The sequence below is a fragment of the Prauserella alba genome (genome assembly GCF_024171735.1).
Classification (GTDB): Bacteria; Actinomycetota; Actinomycetes; order Mycobacteriales; family Pseudonocardiaceae; genus Prauserella; species Prauserella alba.
In genome coordinates this window covers 114,940-134,537 of sequence record NZ_JAMTCH010000009.1, presented here as the reverse complement: position 1 = coordinate 134,537, position 19,598 = coordinate 114,940, and the positions used below count along the sequence as shown (strand labels likewise).

At 71.9% G+C, this 19,598-nt stretch carries 21 protein-coding genes and 2 pseudogenes; 17 read left to right on the top strand and 6 right to left on the bottom strand.

Annotation, left to right across the window (positions count from 1 at the left end; translation table 11 throughout):
- The first annotated feature begins 7 nt into the window (after positions 1-7).
- The 5 genes from LY12_RS25045 (at position 8) to LY12_RS25025 (ending at position 2,442) form a co-directional block, all read left to right on the top strand.
- On the top strand, positions 8-229 hold the full coding sequence (locus LY12_RS25045) for a hypothetical protein (RefSeq protein ID WP_253859926.1): 222 nt from the start codon (positions 8-10) through the stop codon (positions 227-229).
- 150 nt (positions 230-379) lie between these two features.
- Positions 380-703: a ferredoxin gene (fdxA, locus tag LY12_RS25040; protein ID WP_183779230.1), complete on the top strand. Its 324-nt coding sequence runs from the start codon at positions 380-382 to the stop codon at positions 701-703.
- Entirely contained in the window at positions 700-1,791 is a 1,092-nt protein-coding gene (gene dapC, locus LY12_RS25035; RefSeq protein WP_253859925.1) for a succinyldiaminopimelate transaminase, read from the top strand. Before fdxA ends, dapC begins: the two co-directional genes overlap by 4 nt.
- Before the next feature lie 217 nt (positions 1,792-2,008).
- Positions 2,009-2,218, top strand: coding sequence for a type II toxin-antitoxin system HicB family antitoxin (locus LY12_RS25030; RefSeq protein WP_253859924.1), 210 nt, complete (start codon positions 2,009-2,011; stop codon positions 2,216-2,218).
- On the top strand, positions 2,218-2,442 hold the full coding sequence (locus tag LY12_RS25025) for a type II toxin-antitoxin system HicA family toxin (RefSeq protein ID WP_253859923.1): 225 nt from the start codon (positions 2,218-2,220) through the stop codon (positions 2,440-2,442). Before LY12_RS25030 ends, LY12_RS25025 begins: the two co-directional genes overlap by 1 nt.
- Before the next feature lie 61 nt (positions 2,443-2,503).
- On the opposite strand, the gene dapD is transcribed toward LY12_RS25025, so the two are convergent.
- Together dapD and LY12_RS25015 are read right to left on the bottom strand one after the other, a co-directional pair.
- Positions 2,504-3,490, bottom strand: coding sequence for a 2,3,4,5-tetrahydropyridine-2,6-dicarboxylate N-succinyltransferase (dapD, locus tag LY12_RS25020; protein ID WP_253859922.1), 987 nt, complete (start codon positions 3,488-3,490; stop codon positions 2,504-2,506).
- A 21-nt stretch (positions 3,491-3,511) separates the two neighbouring features.
- Complete coding sequence (locus LY12_RS25015) at positions 3,512-3,985, bottom strand: hypothetical protein (RefSeq protein ID WP_253859921.1); 474 nt, start codon at positions 3,983-3,985, stop codon at positions 3,512-3,514.
- A 139-nt stretch (positions 3,986-4,124) separates the two neighbouring features.
- On the opposite strand from LY12_RS25015, the gene dapE reads away from it, so the two are divergent.
- The 3 genes from dapE (at position 4,125) to LY12_RS25000 (ending at position 6,624) form a co-directional block, all read left to right on the top strand.
- The gene (dapE, locus tag LY12_RS25010; protein WP_253859920.1) at positions 4,125-5,198 is read left to right on the top strand and encodes a succinyl-diaminopimelate desuccinylase; all 1,074 of its coding nucleotides are present in this window, start codon (positions 4,125-4,127) and stop codon (positions 5,196-5,198) included.
- Between the two features lie 62 nt (positions 5,199-5,260).
- Complete coding sequence (locus LY12_RS25005) at positions 5,261-6,052, top strand: LOG family protein (RefSeq protein ID WP_372493634.1); 792 nt, start codon at positions 5,261-5,263, stop codon at positions 6,050-6,052.
- 2 nt (positions 6,053-6,054) lie between these two features.
- On the top strand, positions 6,055-6,624 hold the full coding sequence (locus LY12_RS25000; RefSeq protein ID WP_253859954.1) for an LOG family protein: 570 nt from the start codon (positions 6,055-6,057) through the stop codon (positions 6,622-6,624).
- A gap of 484 nt (positions 6,625-7,108) precedes the next feature.
- Here LY12_RS25000 and LY12_RS24995 read toward each other — a convergent pair whose 3' ends face one another.
- A complete protein-coding gene (locus LY12_RS24995) occupies positions 7,109-7,783 on the bottom strand; it encodes a lysophospholipid acyltransferase family protein (protein ID WP_253859919.1) in 675 nt (224 codons plus the stop codon).
- A gap of 76 nt (positions 7,784-7,859) precedes the next feature.
- Here LY12_RS24995 and LY12_RS24990 point away from each other — a divergent pair.
- Positions 7,860-8,159: pseudogene (locus LY12_RS24990) on the top strand (DivIVA domain-containing protein); the annotation flags it as partial.
- 125 nt (positions 8,160-8,284) lie between these two features.
- On the top strand, positions 8,285-8,884 hold the full coding sequence (locus LY12_RS24985; RefSeq protein ID WP_308292171.1) for a DNA-3-methyladenine glycosylase I: 600 nt from the start codon (positions 8,285-8,287) through the stop codon (positions 8,882-8,884).
- Positions 8,885-9,050: 166 nt separating this feature from the next.
- Here the strand turns inward: LY12_RS24985 and LY12_RS24980 are convergent, their stop codons facing one another.
- Positions 9,051-9,854, bottom strand: coding sequence for an enoyl-CoA hydratase-related protein (locus LY12_RS24980; protein WP_253859918.1), 804 nt, complete (start codon positions 9,852-9,854; stop codon positions 9,051-9,053).
- 200 nt (positions 9,855-10,054) lie between these two features.
- On the opposite strand from LY12_RS24980, the gene LY12_RS24975 reads away from it, so the two are divergent.
- Together LY12_RS24975 and LY12_RS24970 are read left to right on the top strand one after the other, a co-directional pair.
- On the top strand, positions 10,055-10,222 hold the full coding sequence (locus LY12_RS24975; RefSeq protein WP_048807468.1) for a DUF3117 domain-containing protein: 168 nt from the start codon (positions 10,055-10,057) through the stop codon (positions 10,220-10,222).
- A gap of 84 nt (positions 10,223-10,306) precedes the next feature.
- The gene (locus LY12_RS24970; protein WP_253859917.1) at positions 10,307-11,815 is read left to right on the top strand and encodes a leucyl aminopeptidase family protein; all 1,509 of its coding nucleotides are present in this window, start codon (positions 10,307-10,309) and stop codon (positions 11,813-11,815) included.
- A 19-nt stretch (positions 11,816-11,834) separates the two neighbouring features.
- Here LY12_RS24970 and LY12_RS24965 read toward each other — a convergent pair whose 3' ends face one another.
- Entirely contained in the window at positions 11,835-12,818 is a 984-nt protein-coding gene (locus LY12_RS24965) for a LysR family transcriptional regulator (protein WP_301303171.1), read from the bottom strand.
- Positions 12,819-12,925: 107 nt separating this feature from the next.
- Here LY12_RS24965 and LY12_RS24960 point away from each other — a divergent pair, with 107 nt between their 5' ends.
- Complete coding sequence (locus LY12_RS24960; RefSeq protein ID WP_253859952.1) at positions 12,926-14,143, top strand: MFS transporter; 1,218 nt, start codon at positions 12,926-12,928, stop codon at positions 14,141-14,143.
- Positions 14,144-14,188: 45 nt separating this feature from the next.
- Here the strand turns inward: LY12_RS24960 and LY12_RS24955 are convergent, their stop codons facing one another.
- Positions 14,189-14,854 (bottom strand): O-methyltransferase, encoded by a 666-nt coding sequence (locus LY12_RS24955; protein ID WP_253859915.1) that lies wholly within the window; start codon positions 14,852-14,854, stop codon positions 14,189-14,191.
- A gap of 591 nt (positions 14,855-15,445) precedes the next feature.
- On the opposite strand from LY12_RS24955, the pseudogene sigE reads away from it, so the two are divergent.
- From sigE to tatB, 4 genes and pseudogenes are all read left to right on the top strand, one after another.
- Positions 15,446-15,979: pseudogene (sigE, locus tag LY12_RS24950) on the top strand (RNA polymerase sigma factor SigE); the annotation flags it as partial.
- On the top strand, positions 15,976-16,842 hold the full coding sequence (locus LY12_RS24945) for a zf-HC2 domain-containing protein (RefSeq protein ID WP_253859914.1): 867 nt from the start codon (positions 15,976-15,978) through the stop codon (positions 16,840-16,842). The pseudogene sigE and the gene LY12_RS24945, both read left to right, overlap by 4 nt.
- A 178-nt stretch (positions 16,843-17,020) precedes the next feature.
- Positions 17,021-18,586 (top strand): S1C family serine protease, encoded by a 1,566-nt coding sequence (locus LY12_RS24940; protein WP_253859913.1) that lies wholly within the window; start codon positions 17,021-17,023, stop codon positions 18,584-18,586.
- Between the two features lie 45 nt (positions 18,587-18,631).
- Entirely contained in the window at positions 18,632-19,123 is a 492-nt protein-coding gene (gene tatB, locus LY12_RS24935) for a Sec-independent protein translocase protein TatB (protein WP_253859912.1), read from the top strand.
- Positions 19,124-19,598: the final 475 nt, after the last annotated feature.

Sequence of the window (19,598 nt, the reverse complement as noted above, 5' to 3'; positions counted from 1 at the left end):
GAGCGGCATGAACATCTCGCGCAGGGACGACCGTCACAACGCCGACCTCGCGAAGGAGATCTCCGACAGCTTCAACCGCGCCATCGGGCAGCGCAGGACCGACGACCCCGACACCGGCGAGGACCCGGACGACACGGAGGGTGGCGGCGCCGACGCCCAGGAGCAGCCGTCGCCACAGTTCGTGATCACCGGTGACCGCCGCGATACCGGACGTAAGCGACGCTCGTGAGCGGTGTTCGTCACGTCGCCGTTGTCGCCCGGATAAGGGTGGCCTGGCCTTAGGATGCCTGCCGACACCACGTAATGTCCGAAGGGTGTCCGCCACGGATGCGGACCGGCCGAGGCTGCTAGAGGAACACAGCAACAGCAGGAGAACGCAGTGACCTACGTTATCGCCGAGCCGTGCGTCGACTTGCTCGACAAGGCATGCATCGACGAATGCCCCGTCGACTGCATCTACGAGGGCGACCGGATGCTCTACATCCACCCCGACGAGTGCGTCGACTGCGGTGCCTGCGAGCCGGTGTGCCCGGTGGAAGCGATCTACTACGAGGACGACGTCCCGGACGAGTGGGCCAGCTACACCAAGGCGAACGTGGACTTCTTCGACGAGCTCGGTTCGCCGGGCGGGGCGTCCAAGGTCGGCAAGACCTCGCACGACCCGCAGTGGATCAAGGACCTGCCTCCGCAGTCGCACGAATGACCCGGCTCCAGCTGCCGAGCTTCCCCTGGGACTCGCTGGCCGGACACACCGCACGGGCGAAAGCGCACCCGGACGGCATCGTCGACCTCTCGGTCGGCACACCGGTCGACCCGGTGCCCGCAGCCGTGCGGGACGCGCTGGCGTCCGTGTCCGACCTGCCCGGCTACCCGGCGACGCACGGCACCGCCGAACTGCGGGAGGCCGCCGTCGAGGCGCTGCACCGCAGGCACGGCGTGACCGGCCTGCAGCCGGACGCCGTGCTGCCCACGATCGGTTCGAAGGAACTGGTCGCCTGGTTGCCGATGCTGCTGGGAGCGGCCGCCGGCGACGTCGTCGTCATCCCGGAACTCGCGTACCCGACGTACGAGGTCGGGGCGCTGATCGCCGGTGCGGCAGCCCGCCGCGCCGACAGCCTGACCGCGCTCGGGCCCGAGACGCCCGCGATGGTCTGGCTCAACTCCCCGTCGAACCCGACCGGCCGCGTGCTGGGAGTCGACCACCTGCGCAAGGTCGTCGACTGGGCCCGCGAACGCGGCGTCCCGGTCGTGTCCGACGAGTGTTACCTCGCGCTCGGCTGGGACGCCGAGCCCGTGTCGATCCTGCACCCCGACGTGTGCGGCGGAAACCACGAGGGCCTGCTCGCCGTGCACTCGCTGTCGAAGTCGGCCAACCTCGCGAGCTACCGCGCCGGTTTCCTGACCGGCGACCCCGCGCTGGTCGCCGACCTGCTGGCCGTGCGCAAACACGCGGGCATGATCGTGCCGCGGCCGGTGCAGGAGGCCATGCGCGTGGCCCTCGCCGACGACGCGCTGCTGGACCGCCAGCGCGAGCTGTACCTGTCGCGGCGTGAGCTGCTGCGCGAGGCGCTGACCGGTGCGGGTTTCCGTATCGATCACTCCGAGGCGGGGCTCTACCTCTGGGCCACGCGCGGCGAACCGGCCGACGACACCGTCGCGTGGCTCGCCGAGCGCGGCATTCTCGTCGCCCCGGGCACGTTCTACGGCCCCGGCGGCGGTTCGCACGTGCGGGTCGCCCTGACCGCCACCGACGAACGCGTCGCGACCGCTGCGAAACGCCTCTCGGAGTAACCGCCGCACCGCGTGTCCTGCACTCGGCACCGCGTGTCCTGCACTCGTGCGGCTGCACCGCCGCGTTGACGCGCGCGGCTGCGCCTTCGCGCGGTTCTGGGCTCGATCCCACACCGCAGTCACGGGCCGGCTCCAGTCGGCCGCATCCCCGACAGCGTCACCGACCTCGCGGCATAGAACGGCTAGAGTGGTGGGTGTCCACGGAAGGGGTGTCGCCATGAGCCGCGTAGTCCATGTGCCGTACGTCGTCGAACAGGACGAGGACGGCGTCTGGTGCGCTCACGCACAGTTGCGTCCGCACGTGGGGGCGCACGGCGAAGGTGGCACCCGTGACGAGGCCGTTTCCGACCTGCGCGATGCCCTTACGGGGCTGATCGAGGAGTTCGGTGCTCCTGACGAACTGGCCCTCACCATGAACGTCGCCTGATGCCACCTGTTCCCTCCGTACGAGGCGACCGGCTGGTCAAGGCCCTGCAAAAGGCAGGCTTCGACATTGCGCGGGTGGCAGGCAGCCACCACATCCTGCGCCACCCGGACGGCCGTGGGACTACGGTACCCGTCCATGGTGGGCGTGACCTCGCCAAAGGAACTCTTCGAGGCATTCTGAACGACGTCGACATGACGGTCGACGAGTTGCAGCAGTTGCTGTAAAGGCCGAAACACGACGCCGCCGGGCCCGCGGGCCCGGCGGCGTCGTCACTGCAGGTATCGGTCAGTCGTTGGCGTGGAGCGCCTCGTTGAGTTCGATGCCGGTGCCGTCGCGCGGCACCACCTCGACGGCACCGGTGGCCGAGTTACGGCGGAACAGCGCGTTCGAGATGCCCGACAGCTCGCCCGCCTTCACGGCCTTGCCGCCCGTCAGCACCTTCGTGCCCGCCGTGACGTACAGGCCTGCTTCCACCACCGAGTCGTCGCCGAGTGAGATGCCCACGCCACCGTTGGCGCCCAGCAGGCAGCGCTCACCGACGGAGATGACCTCCTTGCCACCGCCGGACAGCGTGCCCATGATCGACGCGCCGCCGCCGACGTCGGAACCGTCGCCCACGACGACGCCCGCCGAGATGCGGCCCTCGACCATCGACGCGCCGAGCGTGCCGGCGTTGAAGTTCACGAAGCCCTCGTGCATCACGGTCGTGCCGCTGGCCAGGTGCGCGCCGAGCCGTACGCGGTCGGCGTCACCGATGCGCACGCCGCTGGGCGTCACGTAGTCGACCATGCGCGGGAACTTGTCGACGCTGTAGACGGTCACCGGGCCACGCGCGCGCAACCGCATGCGCGTGGCCTCGAAGCCCTCGACCGGGCACGGGCCGTGATTGGTCCACACGACGTTGGACAGAAAGCCGAACTGCCCGTCCAGGCTCAGCCCGTGCGGCCGCACGAGCCGGTGGGAGAGCAGGTGCAGGCGCAGGTAGACGTCGTGTCCGTCGGCAGGGGCAGTCGCGAGGGTCGCCGCCGTGGTGCGCACGGCCACGACCTCGACGCCGCGGGCCTCGTCGGTGCCCAGCAGCGAGGTGACCTCGGGGCCCAGCGACTCCGCGGCCTCCTCGGCCGACAGCCGGACCGTGCCGGACTCTGCGGCGGGTTCGGTCAGTCGCGGATGCGGGAACCACGTGTCCAGCACCGTGCCGGACGTGGTGACGGTGGCGAGGCCGACGCCGCCGGCGCCGGTCGTTTCGGGATCAGGGGTCTGCTCACTCACGCCGTAACGGTAACCCGCACGTCAGCGGCTCCGCCCGGACACCTCGGGCAGCTGCTCCACCTCGGACTGCACGTCGCCGAGGGCGTCGGCGACGTCCTGCAACGTCTGCGTGCACGCCTCGTCGTCGCGGCTGCCACCCGCGCTGCGCCCGCACTGTTCACCGTTGTACGTCGACACCGCCTTGTCGAGGTTCTTCGACGCCTTGGTCAGCGCGGCGTTGTCCTCGCCGCCGTGTTCACCCCGTGCGGCGTCCTGCGCCGACCCGGCGATGCTGCCCAGCTGGGTGACGTACTTCTCGCATGCCGTCGGGTCGATGTCGGCGGGCGAGCGGTAGCACACGTCCTCGGTCAGTGCCCGCAGTTTCGTCGCCAGGGCCGCGGGGCCGGGATCCTCGCCGCCGCCTCCGCTCGGCATCGGACCGGCCTCGCGTGAACACGCCGACGCCAGCACCACGAGTACGCCTGCCACGGCCACGAGCAATGTCCGGATACGCACGGGTTCACCGTACGCATCTCCCAGCTGTGACCGCCGACACCCGTACGGTCGTGCGCCCGCCTACGGGGCCGTGTTGCTCCCGCCCGCCGCTCTGCCACCGCCCCCGGCCGCCTGTCGCGGCGCGGCTAGTGTGTTGCCCATGGCCACGCTCGACCTGCACGCCGACCCCGTCGACCTCACCGCCGCGCTGGTGGACATCCCGTCCGAATCCACCCACGAACAGGCGATCGCGGATGCGGTCGAGACGGCACTGCGCAGTCAGGCGCCGCACCTGGAGGTCGTCCGCAGTGGCGACGCCGTGCTGGCCAGGACGAACCTGGGCAGGTCGTCGCGGGTCGTGCTGGCCGGCCACCTGGACACGGTGCCCGAGAACGCCAACCTGCCCAGCAGCCGCAGTGACGACGGCGCGACGATGTACGGCCTCGGCACGGTCGACATGAAGGGCGGCGACGCGGTGTTCCTGCACCTGGCGGCGACGCTCACCGAGCCCCAACGTGACATCACGTTCGTCTTCTACGACTGCGAGGAGATCGACGCCAGCCGCAACGGCCTCGGCCGCATCCAGCGGGAGACGCCCGAGTGGCTGCGCGCAGACCTGGCGATCGTGGGGGAGCCGTCGAACGCGTCGATCGAGGCCGGCTGCCAGGGCACGATGCGGATCGACGTGACGACCTCGGGCGCGCGGGCCCACACCGCCCGCGCCTGGATGGGCGTCAACGCCATCCACGCGCTCGGTGAACCGCTGCGCAGGCTCGAACAGTACGAACCGCGGGTGGTCGACATCGACGGGCTGACCTACCGCGAGGGGCTGCAGGCCATCCGGGTCGGCGGCGGCGTGGCGGGCAACGTGGTGCCGGACGCCGCGGTGCTGGGTGTCAACCACCGGTTCGCCCCCGACCGCACCGTCGAGGAGGCCGAGGCGCACCTGCGCGAGGTGTTCGACGGCTACGAGGTGACGGTCGTCGACGTCTCGCCGAGCGCGAGGCCCGGCCTGTCGGAACCGGCTGCGGCCGAGCTCGTCGCGGCGGCGGGCGGCACCGCGACCGCCAAACTCGGCTGGACCGACGTGGCGCGGTTCTCGGCCCTGGGCATGCCCGCCGTCAACTTCGGCCCCGGCGACCCGACGTTCGCGCACACGCAGAACGAGCAGGTCGCGGTCGCCGAGATCACGCGGCACGCCGACGTGCTGCGGCGGTTCCTGACCGGCGGCTGATGAAGCCGCCGGCCGGTTCGCCCGGACGGAACGCCTGCACGGCGCCTCGTACGCTTTGAGGTGTGACCGACGTCGTGAACAACCCCGGTGATCCGGGCGACAACGAACACCCTTCCGAAGCGTTCCGCGGGCCGATCGTGCTGCGCCGCGAGCAGAAGACCGGCCCCGGCTCGACCACCGACCAGCGCCTGCTCGACTCGCGCGGGCCGAGCGACTGGGTGCACACCGACCCGTGGCGGGTGCTGCGGATCCAGGCCGAGTTCGTCGAGGGCTTCGGTGCGCTCGCCGAGGTGCCGCGGGCCGTGACCGTGTTCGGCTCGGCGCGCACGGACCGCGAGTCGCCCGAGTACGCCGCGGGCGTGGAGATCGGGGCGCAGCTGGCCCGTGCCGGATTCGCCGCGATCACCGGTGGCGGTCCCGGTGCCATGGAGGCCGTCAACCGCGGCGCCTCCGAGGCGGGTGGGCTGTCGATCGGCCTCGGTATCGAGCTGCCGTTCGAACAGGGCTTGAACCCGTGGGTCGACCTGGGCGTGAACTTCCGGTACTTCTTCGCCCGCAAGACGATGTTCATCAAGTACTCGCAGGCGTTCATCTGCCTGCCGGGCGGGTTCGGCACGCTGGACGAGCTGTTCGAAGCGCTGACGCTCGTGCAGACGAAGAAGGTGACCAAGTTCCCCGTGGTGCTGTTCGGCACCGAGTACTGGGGCGGGCTGTACAGCTGGATCCGCAACACGGTGCTCGAAAGCGGGAAGATCGGCCAGCACGACGCCGACCTGCTGTACCTCACCGACGACGTCGACGATGCGGTGAAGGTCGTTCAGGAGTCGTACCAGGCTTGGGAGGACACGCACTAGTGCTGAGGCGGATCTGCGTCTTCTGCGGCTCGTCGGCGGGCGGCGACCCGGTGTACTCCGAGGTGGCGGCGTCGCTCGGGAAACTGCTGGCCGGGAGGGACATCGGCGTGGTCTACGGCGGCGGCGACGTCGGCCTGATGGGTACGGTGGCCGACGCGGCGCTCGAGGCCGGCGGCGAGGTGATCGGCGTGATCCCGGAGCATCTCGTGCGGGCCGAGGTGGCCCACCACGGGGTGACCGAGTTGCGGATCGTCGAGGACATGCACGAGCGCAAGGCCACGATGGCCTCGCTGTCGGATGCGTTCCTCGCGCTGCCCGGTGGCATCGGCACGCTCGAGGAGCTGTTCGAGATCTGGACGTGGGCCCAGCTCGGCCTGCACACCAAGCCGGTCGGCATCGTCGACGTGGCCGGGTACTACGCCAAGCTCGGCGAGTTCCTCGACCACATGGTGGATTCGGGGTTCCTGGGCACGTCGAGCCGTGAGCTGGTGCGGCTCGACTCCGACCCGGAGAGGCTGCTCGAGGCGTTCTCGCACCACGATGCCGTCGTGATCGACAAGTGGGACTCCTGAACCCGGCGTCCCGCCCGTCGGATCTCCGTTCCCGCGGTTCGTGTTCCACCCGTGCTGTTCAAGGTGGCCCCGCCAGTTGTTCGGTGTCGTCCGATTCTCCACAATGTCCGTTGTGGTCACCCGGTGGTCCGTCCCTTGTGGACGCATGATACCGGATGAGGTTGCGCTACAACGTTTTCCGTGGTGAGTTCGGTCATTGCGACGGTGGGAAACCCGTGCACTGTGGACTACGTGGACGGCACGTTCATCGCTGCCTCTCCGGCGACGGAACCCGCCGGAGAGGCAGCGACGGCTCGCGCAGCGTGATGTTCCAGTTCGCCAACCGCGGCGCCGGTGAATTCAACACCGGCGCCTTCTACCCGCCCTGCGCCGGCAGCAGCCACGCGCGACGGCACGGTCGCACGTCAGCGCGTCGCTGAGGGGTGGCGGTCGGACGACGGGCGGGCGCAGGACACGCGGTGCTGAGTGCAGAACATGCGAGGGGTCAGGCGGCGTCGCCTTCGGGGCGTTTGTGGTAGGCGTCGACGTACTCCTGGCCGGACAGTTCGAGGATCGCGTACATGACCTCGTCGGTGACGGCACGCCGGATCGGCGGGGACGCGGCCAGGCCGTCGTAGCGGGAGAAGTCGAGCGGTTCGCCGAACCGCACCGTGACCTTCGCAGGGCGGGGGATCTTCTTGCCGACCGGCAGTAGGCCCTCGGTGCCGGACAGGGCGACCGGCACCACCGGCGCGCGGGTGGCGAGCGTCAAGGCGGCCACGCCGGTGTGCCCGCGATGCAGCTTGCCGTCGAGCGAGCGCGTGCCCTCCGGGTAGATGCCGAACGCGCCTCCCGAGTCGAGCACCTTCTGCGCCGCACCCAGCGCCGCCAAGCCCGCCGCCGCGTTGCCGCGCTCCACCGGGACGTACCCCAACGCGGAAAGGAACGCCGCGCGCAGCCGGTCCTTCGGGCTCGTGCCCTGGAAGTACTCGGCCTTGCCGAGGAACGCCACGGGTCGCGGGGCGACGAACGGAATCACGGCCGTGTCGATCGCCGAGCGGTGGTTGGACGCGAAGATCACCGGTCCCTCGGAGGGCACGTTTTCGGCGCCGCGCACGTCCGGTCGCCACAGCATCCTGGCAAGAGGGGCGACTCCGCGGCGGATCAGCAGGTGCAGCACCCCTCAAGCATCGCACGACGCGGCAAGGCGGTGTGAGGTCCGCGCGAGCGATCGAGGCCTGTGCCACGATCGGCGTGTGACCACCGCGCTCATCTATCTGCTCGTCATGCTGCTCGTGGCGGCGGTCGTGTTCCTGCTCGCCGCGCTCGTGTTCGGCCGCGGCGAGCAGCTCGCGCCGCTGGCGCAGGGGGCGTCACCGACGAGACTGCCCGCCGAGGACATCACCGGCGACGACGTGGCCGCGGTGAAGTTCCAGCTCACCGCCCGTGGCTACAAGATGTCCGAGGTGGACTGGGTGATCGCCCGGCTCGGCGGTGAGGTGGACAGCCTGCGCGAGCGGGTCGCCGACCTGGAGACCGAACTCGACGCCCGCGGTGCCCACGCCGAACGGCACGGCGACCCAGAACGTGCCGGAACCGCCGATGACGCCGGAACTTCCGGGAACCCAGGAGCTTCCGGCAGCACCGGCGCCGCGGGCCAGAACATGAACAGGGCGTCGCGGTGACGGCCGGCGAGACCGAACGGCCCGCGGCCGACATCGACGGCCTGACCGGGCCCGACGGTGTGGCTCGCTGCCGCTGGGGCAACACCGCGCCCGACTACGCCGAGTATCACGACACCGAATGGGGCGTCCCGTTGCGCGGCGAGGCGGCGCTGTTCGAACGGCTGTCGCTGGAGGCGTTCCAGTCCGGCCTGTCGTGGTTGACGATCCTGCGCAAACGGGAGGCGTTCCGCAGCGCGTTCGCCGGATTCGCCCCACCGGCCGTGGCGGCGTTCACCGACGACGACGTCGCCCGCCTGCTCGCCGACGCCCGCATCGTCCGGAACCGAGCGAAGGTCCACGCCACCATCGGCAACGCCCGCGCGATCGCCGAGTTGGACACCCCGCTGGACGACCTGCTGTGGTCGTTCGCGCCGGATCGCCGTGGCCGACCCGCGTCGATGGCCGACGTGCCCGCGGTGACGCCCGAGTCCACGGCGATGGCCAAGGCGCTGAAGAAACGCGGGTTCACGTTCGTCGGGCCGACGACCTGCTACGCGATGATGCAGGCCACGGGCATGGTCGACGACCACGTCGCCGGGTGCCACCGCGCGGAGTGACCGGCGGTCCGAGAGGCGACGACGGTGAGCGGCGCGGCTGCGCGCCGGCGTGTCGACGCGGCAGGCCCGGAATCGGCAACACGGCCCCCTGAATCCGCAACACGAGCCCCGGAGCCCGCAACACGGGGGTCGGGGTGTGCCGGCCCCCGTGTCACGGGTGGGACGCCTACTTGCCGGTGAAGACGGGCTTGCGCTTGTTCACGAACGCGTCGACCGCCTCGGTGTGGTCGGCGGTGCCGCCGAGCACGGTCTGCGCCGCGTCCTCGGCCGCCAGTGCCTCGGCGAGCGTGCCCTCGGCGGCCGTGCCGAGCGTCGATTTGATCTTCGCGTAGGCCACGGTCGGTCCTGCCGCCAGTTTCAGCGCGACCTCGCGGACCCGGCCGGCCAGTTCGTCGTCGGCCACGACCTCACCGACCAGTCCGATGCGCAACGCCTCCGTCGAGTCGACCGTGCGGGGGAGCATCATCAGCTCCATCGCACGCCCGTAGCCGACGAGGCGCTGCAGCGTCCACGACGCGCCGCTGTCGGGCCCGAGGCCGACGTTGGCGAACGCCATCAGGAAGTTCGCCGACCCGGCCGCGATCCGCAGGTCCGACGCGTACGCCAGTGCCGCGCCTGCGCCCGCGGCCGGCCCGTTCACCCCGGCGATCACGGGCTTGGCCATGCCGGTGATCGCCTCGATGAGCGGGTTGTAGTGCTCGGCGACCGTGCGCAGCGGTGCGTCGTCGCCGGACCGCAGCAGGCCGACGTGCTCCTTCAGGTCCTGGCCTGCGCAGAACGCCTTGCCCGCCCCGGTGAGCACGACCGCGCGCACGCCGTCGTCCGCCGCCGCCTCACGCAGCGCGGTCAGCAGGCGCTCCTTCAGCTCGACCGTCAGCGCGTTGTACGCGTCGGGACGGTTGAGTGTCAGCGTCCGTACCCCGGCGTTCTCGCCACTGTCGGTCACCTGCAGGACGTCGTCTGTCGTCACGGGAAAGCCCTCCGAATCGTTGTCTCGGCCGCGAGTCTGTCAGTCCTGTGAAGCGCATACCAGCGCCTATGCTCCGGCGCTAAGATCGGTCCGGCGTTCGCCGCCAACGGCCGATGGGGGACAATGGTGGGTGAGGTGCTTGACCCGGCGCATGACGCGAACGCGAGCCGGGTGCTGGCTGAAGATGGAGGGAGCACGCTATGGCGGCCATGAAGCCCCGGACCGGAGATGGTCCCCTCGAGGTTGCTAAGGAGGGACGGGGCCTCGTGATGCGTGTACCGCTGGAAGGCGGCGGGCGCCTCGTCGTCGAGTTGACGGCCGAGGAGGCCAAGGACCTCGGCGCGGCCCTTCAGGAGGCCACGAGCTAGTCCGTCGCTGTCCGTAGTCCCCACTGCCGGTCGGGCGGTTGCCGAGCCCGACCGGCTGATCTTCTTGTGCCTGGAGGGTCTCACATGGCGCGCGCCGTCCTGCCGCCCGTACCGAGTCCGATCGTCGAGGTGGAGGCAGGCGGTGACGCCCGGCGGGGCGAACGGCTCGCCGTCGTCCACGCCGGTCCCGAGGCCTTGGCCGATTCCGGGTCCTCGCACGCCGAGCTGGCGGCGGACCTGCAGGTCACCGGCAAGGCGGGCGAGGTCGTCGACGTCCCGGTGAAGGCTCTCACCGCCCGGTCCGGTGAGCAGTCATCGATGCCGACGTGGTTCGTGGGCGTCGGCGACGGTGAGCCCGCGCGGTACCGCTCCGCGGGAGCGGCACTGGTGCGCGCGGCCGACGCGCTGGCCGAGACGGAGTCCGACGCGGGCAGGCGCGTGCCCTCCCAGGTGGCGGTGCAGCTGCCCGCGGGCGTCGACGCCGAGCAGGCCGCCGCGTTCACGACAGGGATCGTGCTGGGCGGTTACCGCTTCCGCGTGACGGGGGAGAAGCCGAAACCGGCCGTCACTTCGGTGCGGTTCGACGGCGAACCCGACGAGGAGCTGGTGGCCGCCGTCGCCCGTGCCCGCGAGGTCGCCGCGGCCTCCGCGCTGGCGCGTGATCTGGCCAACGCGCCGTCGAACGTCAAGAACCCCGCCTGGCTCGCCGACGTGGCCGCCCGCGTCGCCGAACAGACCCGCGGCCTGACCGCAACCGTCCGCGACGAGACCTGGCTCGCCGAGCAGGCGTTCGGCGGGATGCTCGCCGTCGGCGGCGGCTCGGCCAGTCCGCCGCGGCTCATCGAACTCGCCTACCGGCCGCGCGGCGCGACGTCGCACCTGCTGCTGGTGGGCAAGGGCATCACGTTCGACACCGGCGGCATCTCCATCAAACCCGCCGCGGGCATGCACCTGATGCGCACCGACATGGCCGCCGGTGGTGCCGTCATCGCCGCCATGCGCGCGATCGCTGCGCTGCGCCTGCCGGTGAAGGTCACCGCGCTCGTGCCCTCGGCCGAGAACCACGTCTCCGGCTCGGCCTACCGGCCCGGTGACATCGTGCGCCACTACGGCGGCCGCACCAGCGAGGTCGGCAACACCGACGCCGAGGGCCGCATGGTGCTCGCCGACGCGCTCGGCTACGGCATCCAGCGGTTCCGCCCGGACGCGGTCGTCGACGTCGCGACCCTCACCGGAGCCATGAAGGTCGCGTTGGGCCTGCGCACCGGCGGTGTGTTCGCCACCGACGAGGCCCTCGCCGAGAGCGTGTGCGCCGCCGGGGATCGGGCGGGCGAGCAGTGGTGGCGGATGCCGCTGCTCGAGGACCACATGGGCGACGTGCGCAGCGAGATCGCGGACGTCAAGCAGGCCGCTCCCGGGCCGGGAGGGGTGACGGCCGCGCTGTTCCTGCGTGAGTTCGCGGGCGGGCTGCCGTGGGCGCACCTGGACATCGCGGGTCCCGCGCGGGCCGAGAAGACCTACGACGAGGTGGTGCCCGGCGGCACCGGATTCGCTGCCCGCACGCTCGTCGAGCTCGCCGCGTCCTACTGCTGAGCTCCCTACCGAGGCATTCCTACCGCTGCGCCGAGCCCCGGTCCGTCTCGCGAGCGGAGGCCGGCGGCAGGGGCGCGCGGCCGCGCACGTGGTCGCGGAACGCAGCCACGACCGGCGGCAGCGGCCGGTCACCGTGCCAGGAGAGCCCGACGGTCCTGGTCACCCGCGGTCGCAGTGGCATCTCGACGACCCCGGCCGGGGTGCCCGGTTCGAACTTCGGCAGCAGCGTCACACCGAGTCCGGAGGCGACGAGCCCGCGCACGGTTTCCGATTCCTGCCCTTCGAATGCGACGACGGGTTCGAATCCCGCCTGCGCACACAGGTCGTCGGTGATCTGCCGGAGGCCGTAGCCGTGCTCGAGCATCACGAACACCTCGTCGGCGAGATCGTCGAGGCGCACGTGTGCCCTGCCGGCGAGCCGGTGCCCCTGCGGCAGGGCGACGAACAGTTCCTGCTCGGTCAGCGGCAGCGCGTCGAGGCCGGGGCCGTCGGCGGGTGGTGCGACGAGCGCGAGGTCGAGTTCGCCTGACCCGAGCCTGTCGACGATGTCCTGGCGGGAACCCTGGACCAGGGTGAAGCGGGTGTGCGGCCGGATCCGGCGGAACTCGCTCACCAGCCCTGGGACGAGGGAACGGCCGAGCAGGTGCAGAAAGCCGAGCACGATGTGCCCGCGTTCCGGGTCGACCTCCTCGCGCAGTCTGCGCACGCCGTGGGTCAGTTCGGCCGCAGCCCGGTCGGCGGCGTCGGCGAGCAGCGCGCCCGCGCGGGTGAGGCGGATGCCGCGGCCGTCCGGTTCGGTCACCGGTGTACCCAGCAGACCGGTCAGTGCCGCGAGCCGCCTGCTCGCCGTCGGCTGGGGCACGCCCAGTTCGGCGGCGGCACGGGTGAGGTTCCCCGTGACCTTCAGCACCCGCAGCAGTGCCACGTGCGGCGCCAGCTCCGCCGTGACCCGCGCATCCTCGGATTCATGCACCACAGCATCGATTATGGCGTATTTCTGCATTGGACGTATGGTTCGGCCGATACTTAGCGTCGGAAACCATGTCCGTTCGAACGTCCGCACCGGAGTCCGGCCCGGCGGTCCCCGCCACCGCGGTCCCCGTCCGCAGGGTGACCCTGGCGGTGACCGCGGCGGGGCTGTGCTCGTTCGCCCTGCTCTACGCGCCGCAGCCACTGTTGCCGCAACTCGCCGAGCAGTACGCGCTCGACCCCGGCCGCGCGTCACTGGCGATCAGCGTGGCGACCGGTGCGCTGGCCGTCGCCGTGCTGCCGCTCGCCGCGCTGTCGGAGATCGTCGGCCGCAAACCCGTGATCGTCGCGTCGGTGCTGGTCTCGGCGGTCCTCGGGCTGTTGCTGCCGCTCGCGCCGACGTTCGACGCACTGCTGGTGATGCGCGTGCTGCAGGGTGTGGCCATCGCGGGTTTCCCCGGCGTCGCGGCGGCCTATCTGGCCGAACGCCTCGGCGCCGCCGGCGTGGCGGGGGCCGTCGGCGCGATGGTCGCGGGCAACACGCTCGGCGGGTTGTCCGGACGGCTCAGCGTCGGGTTCACCACGGACGCACTCGGCTGGCACGGCGCGCTCGCCGTCGTCGGCGGAATCGGCCTGGTGTGCGCGCTGATCACCGCGACCACCCTGCCCGGACTGGCCAGGCCCGCCACGCGGCCGAGACTCGCCGACGTCGGCCGCGGACTCCTCGCCGCCGCATCGGACCGCGTGCTGCTCGCCCAGTACGTCGTCGCCTTGGTCGCGATGGGCTCGTTCGTCGCGCTGTACAACGTCGCCGGGTTCCGTCTCACCGGCGACCTCGGCCTGCATCCCGCCACCGCCTCGTTGGTGTTCCTGGCCTACGCGGGCGGTGCGGTCGCCTCGAGCCGCGCGGGACGGCTCGTCGCGCGGTTCGGGCGGGTGGCGACCGCGTGCGCAGGCCTGATCCTCACGATCGCCGGTGCGGCGCTGACACTGCCGGACTCGGTGCCGCTGGTCGCGGCCGGCTTCGTCGTGCTCACGCTCGGCTTCTTCACCGCGCACTCGGTCGCCAGCGGGTGGGCGGCCGCCGAAGCGCCCGCCGCGGGACGCGGGCAGGCGGGCGGGCTCTACAACGCCTGCTACTACCTCGGCAGCAGCGTCGGGGGAGCGGCAGGCGCGGTCCTGTACGGCCACGCCGGGTGGGGCGGGCTCGTCGCGGCGGTCGCGGGCGCGCTCACGATCGGGATCCTCGCGATCCTGTCCGCCCGCCGATTCGGCACGGCGCGAGGGGAAGATTCGGGGCTCCCGTCCGCCGGCCCGGCCACCGCACCTCACGGACACGCTGGCGCGTGGCTGCGTTGAACGCCACCAAGGTGCCCTGGGGGGCACGTGGCGGATCGGCCGGTGTCACGCCGCGGGGCCGACGACGGCGGCCGCGAGCAGGCCGCCGCCGAGGGGCAGCACGGCGGGGCGGAGACGGTCGTCGTCGCGCATCGTCCTGGCGACGTCGCGGAGCGCGAGCAGGTCCGGGTTGCGCCTGCCGTGGTCCCCGATGTGCACGTCGGCGAGCACGTTGTGGAGCACGATCACCCCGCCGGGCCGCAGCAGCTGCACGCCCTGGTCGAAGTACCCGGGGTACTCGGCGAGCGTGGCGTCGGCGAACACGAGGTCGTAGCCGCCGGAGGTGAGCCGCGACAGCACGTCGAGTGCCCGGCCCGTGATCGTGCGCACCCTGCCGGAGGGGTATCCCGCGGAGGTGAAAACGCGGCGCGCGGCCCGGTGGAACTCCGGTTCCCAGTCGATGGTCGTCAGGACCCCGTCGGGCGTCATGGCACGGAGCAGGTGCAGCCCGCTGACCCCGGCGCCGGTCCCGATCTCGACGACCGACCTGGCCTGCACCGTCGTGGCCAGCAGTGCGAGCGCGGCGCCCGTGGCCGGCGACACCGCGGGGCAGCCGAGCTCGCGGGCGCGTTCGCGAGCTCGGCCGATCGTGTCGTCTTCGGCGGCGAAGCCGTCGACGAACCCGCTGACGGCGTCGGCGAGCGCCGCAGTGGGATCGGTCTCCGAGGTCACGCGCGAAAGGTTAGCGCGTGCCCTGAGCAGGCCGGACCACCACGGCGCCACCCCGCCCGCCACGGCGGCCCGCAGGTTCTCAGGCCATTCTCAGCCGCACCTCATCGAATCCGTAAGGAAACCGGCAAGACTACGTCTCATCCACAGGACGTGGTGGCCACGACCGGCCCGCCCGGCGCAGCCGGGTGACCCTCGGAGTCCCGGCGCACGAAGGGCATCCGGCCACGAGGGGCATCGGGCTCACGAGGGGAACACGGGTCCGGCGGGAACATGTGGACCACGCCGGACGTTGAACGGCTAACGAAGGGGATCAGGCCGATGGAGGTGCCTCAGCTGTCGCAGAGCAGCACGACGCGACCCACGCAGCAGCCCACACAGGAGCGGTCCAGCACGGCTGTCGCCGAGCGGGTGGGCGGTGACACCGCGTCCGCGGGTGCCGTCCTGGACGTGGCCGGGACGGCGAGTGTGACGCCGGCGTCCAGCGCGCCCGGATCCACCGCTTCGCCCGGATCGTCCCCGTCGCCCGGAGACACCGCGTCGCCCGGGGACACGGCGCCGCCCGGTGACACCGCGTCGCCCGGTGACGTCGCCGCGACGTGGACCCCGCCGACGTGGGACGAGGTCGTCCGCGAGCACGCCGACCGCGTCTACCGGCTGGCGTACCGGCTGTCCGGCAACGCCCACGACGCCGAGGACCTCACGCAGGAGACCTTCATCCGCGTGTTCCGCTCCCTCGCGTCGTACAAGCCGGGCACGTTCGAAGGCTGGCTGCACCGCATCACGACCAACCTGTTCCTCGACATGGCCCGCCGCCGTTCGCGCGTGCGCATGGAGGGCCTGCCCGAGGACACCGACCGCATCGTCGGTGACGACCCGAGCCCGGAACAGGTCTTCTCCGAAACACACCTCGACCCCGATCTGCAGACCGCGCTGGCCGAGCTGCCGCCGGAGTTCCGCGCCGCCGTCGTGCTGTGCGACGTCGAAGGACTCTCGTACGAGGAGATCGGCGCGACCCTCGGCGTTAAGCTCGGGACCGTGCGCAGCAGGATCCACCGCGGCCGGCAGGCGCTGAAGGCGTCGCTCGAGCACGCGGCAGCAACACGTGAGCGGGAGGCGCTGGGATGAGCCGTCACCACGGGTCCGGCGGGTTCGGCCTTCCCGAGTCGCATCTGCTGCCGGACGCGGTCGTGGCGTTCGTCGACAACGAACTCTCGACGGGCGCGACCGAACGCGCCGCCGAACACCTCGCGCACTGCCCGTGGTGCGCAGCGGACGTCGAGGCCCAGCGCCAGGTGCGGTCGGCCGTGCGGGATGCCGGCGAGCCGTCGATGTCGGCGGGCTTCCTGGCCAGTCTGCGGTCGATCCCCCAGGACACCGAACTCGACGAGACACCGGACAACCTCGCGGTCACCGAGGACGGCCAACTCGTCGCCGTGCAGCGGCCCGAGCGGGTGGCGGGCCTGCGCAGGCGTTCCACCGGCAGCGCGGAGCCCCTCGGCGGTTCGACGCCGCTCGGCGGCTCGACACCGCTGGGTCGGTCCGACGCCGTGCTCGGCGGCGGATCCGGCGGCGGCCGACGCCGTGCCGCCCAGGGGGCGGGAGTCGTCGTGTCGGGGCTCGTGCTCAGTGCGCTCGCGCTCGTGACGACGACCGGCGGCACGTCCGCCGACTCGGAGCGTCCCCGTCCCGGCGGGGGCGGGGCGAACACCAACGTGCTGCGTGCGCAGTTCGGCGGGGACGGTTCGCCTGCGTCGTCGGGCTCAGCCGCGTCGACGTCGACACCGGCGGCTGCGCCGCGGGCCGGTGACCCGGCGCCGCGGACCACCGCAGCCGGCAGCGCACCGGCAGGCACCACGTCGGCCCAGCACACCACCCCGCACCCCGCGGCTTCGAACCCCGCGGCTTCGAACACCGCGGCCACGGGTGCATCGCCCGCGCCGTCCCGCGCGGTCGCACCGGCCCTCACCCCGGTCTCCAGCGGGCGCTGACCGTCGCCCCAGCCGGTCGCCCGCCGTGACCGGCCGGTGGCGAGGGGCCCACAGCCATTTCACCGGGCCCGCGGCAGGATCATGTCGAGGTGCCGCATGGTGTGTGGGTACAGCGTGGGCACGCACGCGTACTCTCCTGCGGGGCACGAGCACGCGACGAACCGGATGCCGGGGGAAGATGAGCCAGCCACCGAACCCGTCCCACGAGGGCCCGTCCCACGAGGACGACGAGCGACGGCTCCGTCCGCGTCCGCTCGCGCGCCCGTCCGTGGACCCGGCGGCCGCCTCGGCGTTCGGCAGGCCGCGCGGCGTGGACGGCTCCTTCGACGAGCTGTCCCGCCCCGGATCGGCCACGGGCAACGGCAACGCGGCAGGCAACGGAACCGGCCCCGTGCTCGCACCGCCGACCCCCGAATCGCTGGCCCAGGCGTTCGGCCGTCCTCCGGGAACCCGCGACGTCGTGCTGCAGCGTCCCGACGGCAGCGACAGCACCGCAGGCACGGCAACCCCTGCGGGCGGTGAGGACGACGACCCGCTGTGGGCGTCGGAGGAGGACCCCTGGCGGGACCCGGGCGCGCCGGCCGTCCTCGGCAGGCCCGCCGTCACCGGTGACGACACCGCCGACGACACCGCCAAACCCCAGGGCGCACAGCTGAGCCTGCCCGAGTTGCTGTTCGGCAGGCGTGTCAAGCCCGTTGCGCTGGCGATGCTGGCCGTGGTCGCCCTGCTGATCGGCGCCGCGGGCGGGCTCGTCGGCTGGGGCGTGGCCAGCACCGGCGACGAACTCACCGGCGAACTCAACGTCGCCGAGGCCGAAGCCGCGAAGGAACGCCCCGCCGGGTCGATCGCCGGTATCGCGCAGCGCGTGGCGCCCGCCGTCGTGTCCCTGGAGGTCACCTCCGGCCAGAACGGCGGTGTCGGCTCGGGCGTGATGATCGACTCCGACGGTTACGTACTCACCAACCACCACGTCGTCGCGCAGGCCAGCGACTCCGACGACGCCGACATCACCGCGGTGTTCACCGACGGCACCAGGGCGAGTGCCGAGGTCGTCGGCACGGACCCGAAGACCGACCTCGCCGTCATCAAGGTGAACGTGTCCAATCCCGTCGTCATCGAGGTCGGCAAGTCGTCCGACCTCGCCCCCGGCGACAGCGTCGTGGCCGTCGGATCGCCGTTCGGCCTGGAGAACACCGTCACCGAGGGCATCGTCAGCGCGGTCGACCGGCCCGTCACCGCTCCCGGTCAGAACGGCGACGCCAACGTCACCTACGACGCCATCCAGACCGACGCCGCGATCAACCCGGGTAACTCGGGTGGCGCGCTCGTCGACTCCCGCGGCGCACTCGTGGGCGTCAACTCGATGATCCGCACCGTGGGCGAAGGTGAGGGCGGCAGCATCGGCCTCGGCTTCGCCATCCCCGTCGACCAGGCCATGCGCATCGCCGACGACCTGATCAGGGACGGCAAGGTGCAGCACGCCGACATCGGCGTCAACGCCGCATCGGTGTCGGCCGGCAGCTCCGAGGGCGCCCAGGTGCAGAACGTGCGTGGCCAGGGCCCGGCGGCGAAGGCGGGCATCAAGGAGGGCGACGTGATCACCAAGGTCGGCCAGCGGCAGGTGCGCAACGCAGCCGAACTCACCGTCGCCGTTCGCGAACACGAGGTCGGTGACACGGTGCCGGTGCGGCTCGTGCGTGGCGGCCGAGCACTTACCGTCGATGTCACCCTGGGTTCAGACTGACCTTGTAGGCTGGGCGGGGCGGCCGAGGAAGGCGGAGGTGTCCGGGTGTTCGAGAGCGTTGGCTGGTCCGAGATCCTCGTGCTGCTCGTGGCTGCCCTGTTCATCCTGGGCCCCGAGCGGCTGCCCGAGGCGGCGGCCTGGATGGGCCGGTCCATGCGCAAGGTCCGCGACTTCGCCACCGGTGCGCGGCAGCAGCTCAGGGACGAGATGGGGCCCGAGTACGAGGAGTTCCGCAAACCCATCGAAGATCTGCGCGGGCTGCGCAACTTCGACCCCAAGCGCGCCGTGACCCAGCACCTGTTCGACGGCGACCCCGACCCGGTGGGCCTGAACAACCTCAACGGCACCCGCCCCATCGGCGGCGACGGGGCGCAGACAACGCCGTACGCAGGCGGTACGCAGGACAATGCCGGCGGGGCCGGCGTCGGCGGTATCGGCGCCGGCGGCGCGGGAACCGGTACGGCACCCGCCGCGAAACCCGCTCAGGAGCCGCTCAAGTCGGGTGAGAAGCCGCCGGTCGACCCGGACGCCACCTGACCTCTCCCGCGTAGCCACCGACCCCGTGGTCATCCGGTCCCGTGGTCATGCGCCCGGGGCGGTCACCCGCCTCGGGGCGCTGCAGCGGGTCCCGACCGCACACGTTCGCCGGCAGCGCCGAGTTCTGCACCGGGCACCGCATGTTCGGCACCCGGCACCGCGTGTTCTGCGTTCCTGTCCGTGAGGACCGCTACCGGTTCGACGTCCGCTCCCGCTCCGCCGTCCGGCGCCGTCCGGCCACCGCTGCCGTGATCACCGCTGCCGGATCACCGCTGTTCGGTCACCACAGCGCGCCGGCAGCGGGTCCCGGGTCGACGCCGCTTGCCGCACCCTACTTTCGTCGGGTCCTGCGCCGACTCGGCAACCTTCGTCGGTTCGGGTGCGTGAACCCGGTGTCCGACGGCTCCGTGCCCGGACACCGGCCAGGGCCGAGGGGGTCTGACCGGCAGGTGAGTGACACCGGTTGCGGAGTGCG

Bases quoted from the DNA above. Each gene is read 5' to 3' on its own strand.
- LY12_RS24965 (WP_301303171.1), bottom strand. From the start codon at position 12,818: ATGCAGAAATACGCCATAATCGATGCTGTGGTGCATGAATCCGAGGAT.
- dapC (WP_253859925.1), top strand. From the start codon at position 700: ATGACCCGGCTCCAGCTGCCGAGCTTCCCCTGGGACTCGCTGGCCGGA.
- LY12_RS24975 (WP_048807468.1), top strand. From the start codon at position 10,055: ATGGCGGCCATGAAGCCCCGGACCGGAGATGGTCCCCTCGAGGTTGCT.
- LY12_RS24945 (WP_253859914.1), top strand. From the start codon at position 15,976: ATGAGCCGTCACCACGGGTCCGGCGGGTTCGGCCTTCCCGAGTCGCAT.
- LY12_RS25025 (WP_253859923.1), top strand. From the start codon at position 2,218: ATGCCACCTGTTCCCTCCGTACGAGGCGACCGGCTGGTCAAGGCCCTG.
- LY12_RS24940 (WP_253859913.1), top strand. From the start codon at position 17,021: ATGAGCCAGCCACCGAACCCGTCCCACGAGGGCCCGTCCCACGAGGAC.
- LY12_RS25030 (WP_253859924.1), top strand. From the start codon at position 2,009: ATGAGCCGCGTAGTCCATGTGCCGTACGTCGTCGAACAGGACGAGGAC.
- LY12_RS25045 (WP_253859926.1), top strand. From the start codon at position 8: ATGAACATCTCGCGCAGGGACGACCGTCACAACGCCGACCTCGCGAAG.
- dapE (WP_253859920.1), top strand. From the start codon at position 4,125: ATGGCCACGCTCGACCTGCACGCCGACCCCGTCGACCTCACCGCCGCG.
- LY12_RS24970 (WP_253859917.1), top strand. From the start codon at position 10,307: ATGGCGCGCGCCGTCCTGCCGCCCGTACCGAGTCCGATCGTCGAGGTG.